Genomic DNA, 13,727 nt, shown 5'->3' with positions numbered 1-13,727 from the left:
CTTTTGATTCTTGTTAGTAACTTTTAGGGCATCATAAATCAGAATGAAAGTGCCCTGGGTCTGGTTGCTAGCAAAGGTTAAATGTCTAATCTTTAATAACTGTCTCAGTGCGGATACGGAGGTTAAATCATTGGCTCCAGTTAGTTGCGATCGCAGATGTGTGGCGATGCTAAATCCTTATCCCTAAACACAAACCAACGACCACTGTTAGTTAGCCCGAAATTTGAATATCAATGTTCTGTGACATCTGTGATGACAGTCAAGCTGCACCGCAGATTAGGCGCTCAGCTAGCACAGGACTCAGCCAGTAGGTAGCAACTAGTTTATGCAAGCACCCATCCCTAGCAACGAATTAATTAGACTAGCGGCTTTGAAGCAGTATCAAATCTTGGATACTGCTCCTGAGACTAGTTTTGATGACATCACCCGTTTGGCTGCTCATATTTGTCAAACTCCGATTGCTTTGGTGAGCTTGGTCGATGAAAATCGGCAATGGTTCAAATCTAAAGTTGGGTTGACAGCCTGTGAGACCTCACGAGAAGTTGCCTTCTGTGCCCATGCGATTTTGCAACCGCAGTTGTTCCTGGTTGAAGACGCTTTACTAGACGAGCGCTTCGCGACTAATCCTTTAGTTGTTGATGCTCCCCACATTCGTTTTTACGCGGGCGCACCTTTAGTCACCCAGGCAGGATTTCCTTTGGGGACGCTCTGCGTGATTGATTATGAACCCCGCACCTTAAGTCCGGAGCAACAAGACGCACTGCTAGCCCTGAGCCGTCAAGTGGTGACGCAATTAGAGTTACGGCTCAATCTCCGAGCTCTGACTCAAGCTGTTAGCGATCGCCAGAAAGCGGAGAAAGCCCTTGAGGAAGAGCGCACTCTCCTCGCCACCGTATTGGATTCCACGGATGACCTAGTTCGCAACTTTGTTTCTACCGTGCTAGAAACAGCTAATGCTCTGGTGGTGGTGCTCAATCCTCAAGGTCAAGTTCTCCGGATCAACGAAGTTTGTACAGCTACAACTGACTACACCTTTGAAGAAGTCAAAGGAGAGTATTTCTGGGACTGGTTTATTGCTCCTGATGAAGGAAAGCAGGTCGAAGCTATTCTACAGAAATTGCATTGGGGAGATGCAGCCAGTCAGTACGAAAGCCAATGTCTAACCAAGTCAGGACAGCACCGCACGATTGCTTGGTCACACACGGTTTTGTTAAATACAGATGAATCTATTAAGCACATTATCTGTACAGGCATCGATATTACAGAGCGGAGAAATGCTGAAGCGGAGCGCGATCGCTTCTTTACCCTCTCGCTCGACATGCTCTCTATTACTGATTTTGACCACTATTTTAGATATCTCAGCCCAGCTTGGGAAAAGAACCTAGGTTTTACCAATCAGGAGTTATCGGCTCATCCCTGGAGTGAATGGATACATCCAGACGATCAAGAAGCTACCGCAGCAGAACTAGAAAGATTGAAATCAGGTCTAGAAACACTTTGCTTCGAAAACCGCTATCGCTGCAAAGATGGTTCTTACAGATGGCTTTCTTGGAAAGCTACGCCTTTAGTAGAACAGCGATTGATTTATGCGGTCGCTCACGACATCACAGAGCGTAAAGCTTCCGAAGCAGAAATACGGCAGACCCAAATGTTTTTAGACTCGATCGTCGAAAACATTCCGCACATGATCTTTGTGAAGGATGCCAAAGAATTCAAGTTTGTTAAATTCAACAAGTTCGGCGAAGAGCTGACGGGTCTTTCTAGAGCTGAAATGATTGGCAAAGATGATTATGACTTCTTTCCAGAATCAGAAGCCGACTTTTTTAGAGCCAAAGATCTAGAAGTAGTACAGGTTAAACAGTTAGTTAATAGTTCGGAAGAAAAGATTCGCACCAAGCACCGAGGCTCAAGAGTTTTACATACCAAAAAAATTCCTTTACTAGATGCCACTGGAAACCCGCAGTATCTATTAGGGATCTCGGAAGATATTACAGAGCGCAAGCGAGCCGAAGCAGCCCTACAGGAGAGCGAAAGGCAGTATCGCTCTGTGGTCGAGAGTATTAAAGAAGTTATCTTCCAACTGAGTGTGGATGGTCGCTGGACTTTTCTCAATCCTGCTTGGACAGAAATTACTGGATTCTCTTTGGGAGAATCGATTGGCAGCCCCATTACTGACTACTTGCACCCGGATGAGCGTGAGTCTACCCACGCCCAACTGCAAGCGATCGTGAGAGGAGACATAGAAGCTTTTCGGCAGCAACTCCGCTTTTTCACTGAAGCGGGCGAACTTTGCTGGCTAGAAATCTATATGCAACAGATGTGTGCAGCGAATGGCACCGTGATGGGTGCATCTGGCACGCTGAATGATGTGACGGAATGGGTGCAAGCCCAAGCGGCCTTAAAAGAGAGTGAGGCCAACTTCCAAAAGATGGCGATCACAATTCCTGGGATGGTTTACCAGTTTCTCCTGCGCTCCGATGGCTCGTTGGCTTTTCCCTTTATCAGCCCTGGGTCACGCGAATTGCTGGAGTTGGAGCCAGAAGCCATTCAACAGGATGCTGATGCCATTTTTAGCCTAGTCCACTTAGAAGATTGCCCAGGTTTAGATCAATCTATTGCAGTTTCAGCTCAAACCTTAGGGTCGTGGACCTGGGAGGGAAGATTTGTTTTGGCCTCAGGCCAGGTGAAATGGATTCAAGGGGCGTCATGTCCGTCTCGGCAAGCTAACGGAGATCTCCTGTGGAATGGCATCTTGATCGACATCAGCGATCGCAAATGGGCCGAGGAAGAGCTGCAAAAGTCGAACAAGCGCATCATCAATATTTTAGAGAGTGTCACTGATGCGTTTTTTGCGCTCGATCGCGATTGGCGCTTTACTTACGTCAACTCGCAAGCTGAGCAGATCTTGTTTAGAGATCGAGCCGAGTTGATTGGTCAGCGGATTTGGGACCAGTTACCGGAGACTGTAGGATCTACATTTCACCGTGAGTATCACAGAGCTGTGAGTGAGCAGGTAACGGTACATTTTGAGGAATTTTACGCCCCCCTAGAAACTTGGTTTGAGGTGCAGGCGTATCCTTACCAAGATGGTCTCTCGGTTTATTTCCGAGATGTAACAGCTAGAAAGCAAGCGGAAGTAGCTCTGATTGAGCGATCGCGCCTCTCAACCTTAAGCGCTGAAATCGGGATTGCCTTAGCCCATGGCGGAGATTTACCAGAGGTGCTGGATCGCTTTGTTAACGCCGTAGCTCAGCAACTCGAAGCCGCCTTTGTACGCATCTGGACCTTCAACGCCGATACGAATTTATTAGAGCTACAGGCGATCGCAGGACAACACAGCCATACAGAAGACTTTCCCAGTTTGATCTCTTTGGGCATCTCTATTGTTGGCTTCATTGCCCAAAATCGTACGCCTTACTTAAGTCATGATGTGTCCAAGGATTTGTGCATTGGAGCTACCGAGTGGGTGCAGCAAGAAGGGATGCAGACTTTTGTCGGCTATCCGCTGATTGTGGAAGATCGGCTCGTCGGAGTGATGGCGCTCTTTAGTCGCAAGGTAATTACAGACACAGTCCAGAACTTTCTGGGCTGGGTAGCCAACAGCATTGCAGTCGCCATTGACCGAGCTTGGGCGCGAGAAGAGTTGTTGAGTCGGCGCGAAGCTTTAATGTTGCGCTTAGCCAATCAAATTCGTAACTCCCTCGATTTAGACACCATTTTAGAAACGGCTGTCACTGAAATCCGCAGTTTGTTAAAGATTGATCGGTGCCATTTTGTTTGGTGCTGGCCGCATCCAGAGCAACCCACTCTAGCCGTCACTCATGAAGCTCGGCATGCCACTCTCCTTAGTTTGTTAGGAGATTTTCCGCCCCAGTACACTGATTTAGTCGTGAGACAAGTTCTGAGCGCCGATGTAATTCAGATCGATGATGCTAGCAATGAGCAAAACATCGATGTGGATGTGCAAGCTTTGTTGTCCCATTTAGGGATGACTTCGCAATTACTGCTCCCCTTAGAAACTCGTTCGGGACAATTTGGAGCCATTGTTTGTAGCCATGCAAGTGGCCCTCGGCATTGGACTGAGGTAGAAGTAGAGTTGTTGCGAGCCGTGACAGACCAACTGGCGATCGCGATTGATCAAGCGGAGCTATATGCTCAAACTCGTGCTGCTGCCTTTGCAGCCCAGATGCAAGCAAAACAGTTAACTGAGGCGTTACAACATCTCAAACATACTCAAACTCAACTGATTCAGACCGAAAAAATGTCTAGTTTGGGTCAACTAGTGGCTGGGGTAGCTCATGAAATCAACAATCCGGTGAACTTCATCAGCGGCAATCTCATCTACGCCGACAACTACATCCAAGACCTACTCGAACTACTGCATCTGTACCAAAAATGCTATCCCGAGCCTGTGGAGAGTATTCAGCAGCAGATAGAAGAATTGGATGTTGAGTTTATGACAGAGGATTTATTGAAGCTACTTTCCTCCATGAAAATGGGGGCAGACCGCATCCGCCAAATCGTGCTGTCGTTGCGCAACTTCTCCCGCTTAGATGAAGCCGAGATGAAACCAGTCAATATTCACGAAGGCATTGATAATACCTTATTAATTTTGCAAAACCGCCTTAAGCCTGCGGGAAGTCATCGAGGCATCGAAGTGGTGAAAGAATACGGAGAACTGCCTTTGGTGGAATGTTACGCAGGCCAGTTAAATCAAGTGTTTATGAATATTCTTGGCAATGCAGTGGATGCGTTAGAAGAACAGCCACAACTGGGTCAGATTACAATTCGAACCGAACTGCTCACTCCTGAATTAGCCGCAGCTTCAGAACTGTTAGGCTTAGCAACCACTAGTTCTAGTCCGCAAGTTTTGATTCGCATTAAGGATAATGGTCCTGGTGTGAGTGAATCTGTAAGAGGACGTTTATTCGATCCATTCTTCACGACAAAGCCAGTAGGAAAGGGTACAGGTTTAGGGCTTTCCATTAGCTATCAGATTGTTGTAGAAAAGCACGGTGGCACGCTTCAGTGTGTTTCAGAGCCAGAGCAAGGGTCAGAGTTTTGGATTCAAATTCCGATCACTCCTCCTACCGCTCTAAGACCCGTAGAAACCACCACAGTTGATGTCGCCTAAACAAAACTAGACGGCAGTAGTTTCTACATCCACAGATCACATCCACAGGATGACGGCATAAGCTAGCTTAGACTCTACGACAGCGCTTTCTCGTTTATTAGGTAACTAATAGAAGTTAAGCTCAATGCTTTTTAATTTTTCTACTGCTACTTCCCTAAAAGCAGATAGTGACAACAATCAAGACCTTATAGTTTATGCCTCCAATTCAGGATAAATTTCAGCAAGCTCTAACTGAATTGATCGCAGCACGGACAGGATTACAAATTCGTCTGCAAGATCAGCCTAATATTTACAAGAAGATTCTCAGCAGAATGCAGAGCCTCAAAATATCTGAATTGGCTCAATATTATAAGCTTCTAGAAATGCCTACGCCTCAAAGCGATCGCGAATGGCAAGAATTAATTATTTTGTTAACCACAGGCGAAAGTTATCTATTTCGTGACCAAGGACAAATTACTTTACTAAAAAATAAAATATTACCAGAACTAATTGATTACCAAAAAGATTTAAAAGTTAAGCAAGTAAAAACTAAAGCTTCACTCAAAATCTGGAGCGCTGGGTGTTCTACGGGGGAGGAAGCTTATTCGCTGGCAATCTTGGTGCATGAGTTGTTGCCAAGACAAGATGACTGGAACATCACTATCTTAGGAACTGATATTAATCCTGAAGCGATCAAGAAAGCTAAAAAAGGTAGCTATAGCTCTTGGTCTTTCCGAACGTTTGGCGCTGAATTACAGCAACAATATTTTTCTCCTCATCGATCCGGATGGGAGATCAATTCAAAAATTCGAGAAAGGGTGACGTTTTATCCAGGGAATTTGATTCAAGATAAACTTCCTAATCCTCTATCTGATATTTGTGACTTGGATTTAATCCTTTGCCGTAATGTATTTATCTATTTTGATGCTGCGGCGATCGCGGTAGTTTTGCAAAAATTTTACAATTGCTTGAGGCCTGGTGGCTATTTAATTACGGGCCACGCGGAGCTATACAATCAAGAACTGACTCAGTTTCAAACCCGAATCTGGCCAGAATCGGTGGTGTATCAGCGCCGTATTTCATCCGCTGAACCCAATGCTAATCCAGCCAGAAGTCAGACTCATCAGCTAGGCTCCCAAGAATTCAAACTTCAGCGATCGCCCACCCAAGAAATTAAGCCTGTCGGGAAAGAGGCGTTCCCAGCAAATTCTCTCCCCAGTTCTGAGGTAGGTTATAAATCCACCTATAAAACAGTTAGTGAGTTAGATACAAACTCACAGGCTAACTCCAACGCCTCAACCAAAATCCACTTGGCTCTATATCAAGCATCTCTCACACAAGCCGAAATTTTGTTGAGAGATGGTCTGTGTGTATTAGCTCTGCAAGCAGCAAGCCAAGCTATTAAGTATGACTCAATTAGTTTCGATGCTTATTACTTAATGGCTCAGGCCCATGCTAACTTAGGGCAATATCAGGAGGCAAGAAACTACTGTCAAAGAGTAATTTCCTTAGATATATATTCTATTAAGCCTTACTACTTATTAGCTAAAGTGTCTGAAGAAGAAGGAGACATTGAGTCAGCCAAATCTATCTTAAAAAAGATTATCTATTTAGATCCTAAGGCGATCGCTGCTTATCTGGATTTAGGCGCAATTTATGCAAGAGAAAATGACATCATTAGGTCTACAAAAATGCGTAGTACAGCATTAGATCTCTTGAAGCAAATTTCTCCTGATACAACTGTAGAATACCAAAGTCATTCAGCAGCAGGTGATCTACTACTCTACGTCAAGAAGTTATTGAATAAAAATACTTAACTAGAATTACTCAAATATCATTCTTTAAAAACCTAAAAAAATTACTCATCTGTTATAAACCAATGTTACCGACTCCCTATTTAGTCTTCAGTTTACATGGTTCGCTCTATGGGCTAGAAGCTAACCTAATTCAGGAAATCTTTTATCTACCAGAACTCACAACGGCTGTAGAGATGCCGCCAGATTTTATTGGCTTGCTTAATCTTCGGGGCAAAGTGCTGCCTGTTATGGATCTGGATCGTCGGTTTGGACGGCAACCTCAGGATTATCAGCTTAGCGATAGTATTATCGTGCTGGAGTGGCAGGAGGTAATGATTGGCATTTTGGTCAATCAAGTTGATGAAGTTAAAAATCTCGATTTGGCCAGTATTGAGGTAGTAGTTCCCTATGGTAGAGAGGCAGAAACTACATCGAGGTTCACCGCTGGGATTGCCAAGGTTGATGGCGAAATTATTACTATTCTTAATCAGAAAAATTTAGTGCGGTATCCCTCAGTAAACGAGGTTTTGACTTCCTTAGAGGGGGCAGTAGAGCCAACAAGCCACTCGACATCAGAGTTCTGCCCTCATCTCACCGCAGCCGAAAAAGCCATCTTACGGGAACGAGCCGCAAATTTACTACAGTTACCTCAGAATCAAGATTTTACGGGATTGATCCCACTTGCTGTGGTGGGGCTGAATGGAGAATATTTTGGCCTAGATCTCAAGTTTGTCCGTGAATTTACAGATATCCGCAAAATTACTCCAGTTCCCTGTTGCCCTGCTCATATTATTGGCAATATGAACTTGCGTGGTGAAATTGTCACACTCATTGATATTCGCAGCCTCTTGAATTTAGCGGGCAACCCCAGTCATTCTGGCATGAAAGCCATGATCGTGGACATTGACGGACTAATCGCTGGAATCACTGTAGATGAAGTATTTGATGTGAGTTATCTTCAGCCCGGTGAGCTAAAAGCTGTGCCCACGACTCTGTATTCAGAAGGTAGTAATTTTCTTAAAGGTACAGCTTTCTATCGGGAAAAAATGATGGGAATTTTAGATATGTCAAAAGTTTTAGATCAAGGTAATTTGTTCGTGGAAGAAGAACTATAGATTTCTTGATTAAATTTCAACTTTCACTTGATTCTAGTTTTAACCCTTATTAAGAGCTGTATTCTCAAGTTTTTATCGCAGCCTATTTCTTTAAAACAAATCTAAAAGAAACTATTTCTAATTTTTAGTATCGTGAAATTTTATCAATAACCTATAGTTTTCAGGCAGGAATGGGATTTCTTAAAGAAGTCAAGCTTGACTGAATATTGCTTTGTGGTCAGTGAGCCACGAATTTATGTCTTTTGTTTAAATTAAAAAATTAAAAACAGTGTAAATACTGAGATTCACTGGAATTTGTGAAATCTTTAAAAGTGCTCCGATGTGCAAAATATTAAGTAGTTGTTTTAGGCAAAGCGATCGCCAGAAAAATACAATAATTTGTACTGCAATCATAAAAATGCTAAGCGAAAGGAAATAAAATGCTGCACAACAACATGAAGTTGAGCCGAGTTGTACCCATTGGATTTGGGACTATTTTTGCCCTGATGATTGGTGTTGGTTTGGCCTCAAAGCTAAGTATGCAGGTCTTGGCTAACTCAATGGCATCGGTTAACCGTACCTATCAAATTAAAGGAAGTCTTAAAGAGCTAGAAAGGTCTTTGATTAATGCTGAGACAGGCCAACGTGGATTTATTTTTACAGGCAAAGAAGAGTTTCTAGAACCTTACAACGCAGCGACGGCCAGCCTTCCGACTGATATTAGTCAATTGAGAAGTGAACTTAGGGATGAAGAGCAAAAGCGATCGCTGGTTGAAGTCGAGAGATTAACCCAGCAGAAATTAGATGAGCTAGCCCAAACCATTACACTCAAGCGCCAAGGTAAAGAGCAGGAACTTAGGGCTTTAGTTTTGTCTGGCCTAGGCAAAACCATAATGGACAACATTCGCCGCGAGCTTAACAAGATGCAATCCGTTGAGGATGACCTATTGGTGCAGCGGCGGGCAGCAGCCACACAAGCTGAGCAACTTGCCTCTTTGATCTCCCTAGGGGGAACTTTAGTGGCAATTATTTTAGGCTCCTCAGTAGCGATTTTTATTGCACGGCGGGTAGTCCAGCCGATTAATCAAGTTGCAACCGCGATCGCCAGCTCTGCTTCAGAAATTGCGGCAGCCGTGGAGCAACAGGAGCACACGGCTACCCAGCAAGCCGCAGCCGTCAGCGAAACCACAACCACAATGGATGAGTTGAGTGCTTCTTCCCGGCAGTCAGCTCAGCAAGCTGAAGCAGCAGCCAACAGTGCCCAACAAGCGCTTATTTTGGTTGATGGCAATGGTTTAGGTGGGCGGCAATTGGGAGAGCATAATTCTAGCCTGCGCGACAAAGTAGGACAGATTGCCGAGCAAATTCTGCGCTTAAGTGAACAAACAAATCAGATTGGCAGCATCTCTAGCTTGGTTAGCGATCTAGCCAACCAAACTAATATGCTGGCCTTGAACGCGGCTGTAGAAGCAGCTAGGGCGGGAGAACATGGCAGAGGTTTCGCTGTAGTTGCTGCCGAAATTCGCAAGCTGGCTGATCAGAGCCGTAAGTCAGCAGAACGAATTAGTTCGCTTGTTTCTGATGTTCAAAATGCAACGAACTCTACCGTAATGGTGGCCGATGAAGGCACAAAAACTGTGGAGGGAATTGTGACGGCGATGAACAATATCACTGTCAATAACCAACAGATTTCGCTGACTGCAAAACAACAGGCGATCGCGATTGAGCAAGTTGTAGATGCAATGATTTCTCTCAATCAGAGAGCCCTAGAAACAGCGAGCGGTATTAGTCAAACCAAGGCCAGTACGCAAAAACTGAACGAAGCTGCCTACGACTTAAAGGTAGTGGTGTAGTGAATTCATTTAAATGGAATTTATTCCATGTTTGAAGGTATAACCCTGCGAATTAAGCTCATTGGTGCATTTCTTTTTAATGAAGCAGCGTCGCATTGGAAGAATTTAATCTAGATATTTCAAGTAGGTTGACCCCTGATTATGATGATCGACGACGATGAACTCCGGAGTATCTTTAAAACTGCCAGCGAAGAACATTTACAGCACCTCGAAGCAGGCTTACTGTATTTGGAGGAACATCCCAGCGATCGCACTAGATTAGAAGATTTACTGCGAGAAGCGCACAGCCTGAAGGGTGATGCCAACATGCTAGGAGTCAGGGATGTCGGCACTCTGGCGCACCAGATCGAGGATGTTCTAGGAACGGTTAAGCGTGGCAACATCAGGCTAGCAGCAGTGAGCGATCGCCTCTACTACGGCTTAGACGCAATCCGTAAATTAGTGCATGAATCAGTCACAGGAGAACCTGCTGACATTAATGCTTTCCACGTCCTCGCTCATTTAATGGGAGCACCGGAATCAGATTCCTCGTCCTCAGCCGTCTCTGCTGATCAGTCTGCAAGTACCACGCTTGCCTTACCTACCGCCACAGATCTCCAGGGAATTTCCACTGATACATCTTTAGTAGCGAGCGACAGCGCTAGTGATACCGCTGAAGTAGTAAACGGTCACCTGATACAGCCTGTTGACGCAGAAACTTCAGTAGATGCTGATGCTTCTGATTCAGCCACAACGATTCCCTTGATTGCGACTGAGGGATTGCCTCACGAGGGCAGCCATGTGGTTATCGGCGAATTTGTGACTGCTGATCTGGGAGAAAACAGCGGGGACAACGGTTATCATCTCCCCTCAACTCAAGAGGCTCCGACTCTGAACTCCCCAGCAACTCCTGCGGCCCTCCCTCAAACTCCAGCAGCGAATTTGCCATCAGCGGCTCCAGCGATCGCGGATGCCAACAATTCAGGTGGCTACAAAATTGAAACGATTCGAGTTGAGACGCAAAAACTTGATGCTTTGATGATCCAAACAGGTGAGCTAACCGTGACTAAAATCCGGGTGGTTCATCGCTTAAGCGAGATTGAAGCGATCGCGAGTTTGTGGGAAGAATGGAGTCGCGATACCTTTGTCAATCGGTTTGTCTTCAGTTCTAGCGATCGCCCCGCCACCCAGAGAGACCTCAAACAACTGCAAACGTTTTACCAACGGACAGAAGAACGCCTAGATCGGCTTGGATTGCTCATTAATCGCTTAAAGAGTGACGCTTACGAGGATAATGCCCGCCTAGATATTGTGGCGAGCGAACTGGAAGAAGGCGTTCGGACTCTGCGCCTCTTGCCACTATCCACAATTTTTCAATTGCTGCCGCGCATCGTGCGAGACTTAGCCAAGCAACAGGGCAAAGAAGTCAATTTAATCATTGAGGGTGGAGAAACCCGGGCTGATAAGCGGATACTGGAGGAAATGAAAGACCCCTTGATGCACATGGTTCGCAACGCCATTGATCATGGTCTAGAATCTCCCACAGAACGAGAAAAATTAGGCAAGTCTCGGCAGGCTACGATTCGCCTCAAGGGCTACCAAACCGCCACCAATATCGTCATTGAAATCAGTGATGATGGCCGGGGTTTAGATGTTGAGAGTATTAGGCAGACAGCCCTCAAGCGAGAGGTAATTCGAGAAGCAGATTTGGCCGTTATGACTCCCAGCCAAATTCAAGCGCTCATCTTTGCACCCGGATTTTCCACCCGAAACTTTGTTACCGAAATTTCTGGCCGAGGAGTTGGGCTAGATGTGGTCCGCACCAATGTTGAGCGCCTCAAAGGGACCATTCAAGTAGAGTCGCAGTTGGGTCAAGGTTGCACCTTCCGCATCCAAATGGGCACAACCTTAGCGACAGCTCATGTGCTAATTGTAGAAGTGCAGGGGCGACCTTATGCGATCCCCGTAGAAGCCGTGCATACGACTTTATTAGTGCAACCTCATGAGATTTTTGCCATCGAAGGGCGGGAAACCGTTATCCTGGCAGACCAACCTGTGTCGATTGTGAAACTGGCGGATTTGCTAGAACTAAAATCAAGTCCACCGTCGCCGCCTATCCAGCCTGGTTTCAGCTCCAAGTTATTACCCTGTATCATCTTAAAGGTGGGCAGCGATCGCGTCGGGCTACTGGTAGAGGCTCTACTCGACGAACAAGATGTGGTCCTCAAACCCCAAAGCAAATTACTCAAGCGAGTCCGGAATGTGGCTGGAGCAACGATTTTAGGAACTGGCGAAGTTTGCATGGTGCTCCACCCCCAAGACCTGCTCAAGTCAGTGCGGCAGCGAGCTACCACTTTGGTTCCCAAGGCATTTGCAGAAGTGCAAGCACCCAAACAAGTAGTTTTGCTCGTAGAAGATTCGATCACCATTCGGACTCAAGAGAAGCGCATTTTGGAGAGTGCTGGTTACGAAGTGGTGACAGCAGTGGATGGCTTAGATGGCTTCAACAAACTGAGAAATCGTGAATTTGATGCCGTAATTTCCGATGTCCAAATGCCCAACTTGGATGGTTTGGGGTTAACTGCTAAGATTCGTCAGCATAAAGAATATAGCGAGCTGCCAATTATTTTGGTCACGTCTTTAGCAACCGATGAGGATAAGCGCCGAGGAGCAGAAGCGGGAGCCAACGCCTACATTACAAAAGGTACTTTTGACCAGAAGGTGTTACTAGACACCTTGAGGAGACTTGTTTAGATGTCGTCTTTGCCAATTCGGGTTTTTCTGGTAGAAGATTCTCCAGTATCTCTGGTTATCCTGCAACGGATGCTTTCTTCTTCAACAGATATTCAAGTTGTTGGAACCGCCCGGAATGGCATTGAAGCTTTGCAACTGATTCCCCAAGTGGAACCGACCGTCATTTGCACAGATTTCTACATGCCAGGGATGGATGGGCTAGAGTTTACCAAGCAAATCATGGCAGAGTATCCTCGCCCCATCTTGGTAATTAGTGCCTCTGTCCAGCCTGACAACACGCATAATATCTTTCAGCTACTAGAAGCGGGAGCGGTGGATGTCTTTCCAAAGCCCGGTGCAGGGTTGGCCACTGACTACGAGCTGGTCAAGCAGGAATTAATCACTAAGATTAGAGTCCTGTCTGGTGTGACTGTCTTTACGAAGCAGCGTCGCTTCCCGGTGACTCAGTCTCCATCTTCAGGAAGTATCCCCAGTGCTAACTATCCAACCTCTCCAGGGTCGCGTATAGGCTTGAGCACAGGGCCAAAGCGGGTACTAGCCATTGGAGCATCCACAGGTGGACCCCAGGCACTGCAAGCAGTTTTGAGACCACTACCTGCCAGCTTGCCCTTCCCAGTCTTGTGTGTGCAGCATATCAGCGAAGGATTTTTGCAGGGATTAGTAAACTGGCTCAAGGCTGAATGTCGATTGCAGGTCAAAATTGCTCAAGCGGGTGAAGTGCCGCTTGCAGGAACGGTATATTTTGCGCCGGAGCGATCGCATTTAGAACTCGATCGCCAAGGTAAGTTCCTTTGCTCAGTTTCGCCCTTGGTAGATGGGCATCGCCCCTCGGTCACTGTGACCTTTCAATCTGTGGCTAAGTTTTATGGTAAGGCGGCGATCGGTACTCTGTTGACTGGAATGGGCCGAGACGGCGCTGAGGGCATGCGAGCAATCGCTGAAGCAGGCGGCCTCACCATTGCTCAAGATGAGAAGAGTAGCATCGTGTTTGGTATGCCTAAGGAAGCGATCGCGCTGGGGGCGGCACAGCACGTACTACCCATCAATGACATCGCCAATTTTATTACTAGCAAAGTCTTGCCCAAAAAGTTTTAGTTGCCAAAAGCAAAAGCAAAAAGCAAAAGTCTGTAGGAGCGGC

General features: G+C 46.0%; 6 protein-coding genes. All 6 read left to right on the top strand.

Features of this window, described 5'->3' with window-relative positions; translation table 11 throughout:
- The first annotated feature begins 325 nt into the window (after nucleotides 1–325).
- The 6 genes from H6F90_RS30400 (at nucleotide 326) to cheB (ending at nucleotide 13,684) form a co-directional block, all read left to right on the top strand.
- Entirely contained in the window at nucleotides 326–5,134 is a 4,809-nt protein-coding gene (locus H6F90_RS30400) for a PAS domain S-box protein (protein ID WP_190553839.1), read from the top strand.
- Nucleotides 5,135–5,328: 194 nt separating this feature from the next.
- A complete protein-coding gene (locus H6F90_RS18965) occupies nucleotides 5,329–6,930 on the top strand; it encodes a protein-glutamate O-methyltransferase CheR (protein ID WP_190553838.1) in 1,602 nt (533 codons plus the stop codon).
- A gap of 62 nt (nucleotides 6,931–6,992) precedes the next feature.
- Nucleotides 6,993–8,024 carry a chemotaxis protein CheW gene (locus H6F90_RS18960; RefSeq protein ID WP_190553837.1) on the top strand — a complete coding sequence of 344 codons (1,032 nt, stop codon included), beginning with the start codon at nucleotides 6,993–6,995 and terminating at the stop codon, nucleotides 8,022–8,024.
- Nucleotides 8,025–8,443: 419 nt separating this feature from the next.
- Nucleotides 8,444–9,856, top strand: coding sequence for a CHASE3 domain-containing protein (locus H6F90_RS18955; protein WP_242024534.1), 1,413 nt, complete (start codon nucleotides 8,444–8,446; stop codon nucleotides 9,854–9,856).
- 141 nt (nucleotides 9,857–9,997) lie between these two features.
- Nucleotides 9,998–12,589 carry a hybrid sensor histidine kinase/response regulator gene (locus H6F90_RS18950; protein ID WP_199296017.1) on the top strand — a complete coding sequence of 864 codons (2,592 nt, stop codon included), beginning with the start codon at nucleotides 9,998–10,000 and terminating at the stop codon, nucleotides 12,587–12,589.
- Nucleotides 12,590–13,684, top strand: a complete 1,095-nt coding sequence (gene cheB, locus H6F90_RS18945) for a chemotaxis-specific protein-glutamate methyltransferase CheB (RefSeq protein WP_190553836.1) — start codon at nucleotides 12,590–12,592, stop codon at nucleotides 13,682–13,684.
- The last annotated feature ends 43 nt before the right edge of the window (nucleotides 13,685–13,727 follow it).

The sequence above is a fragment of the Trichocoleus sp. FACHB-591 genome, assembly GCF_014695845.1.
In the GTDB taxonomy this organism is placed as follows: Bacteria; Cyanobacteriota; Cyanobacteriia; order FACHB-46; family FACHB-46; genus Trichocoleus.
This window is presented reverse-complemented; position numbering and strand designations above follow the sequence as displayed.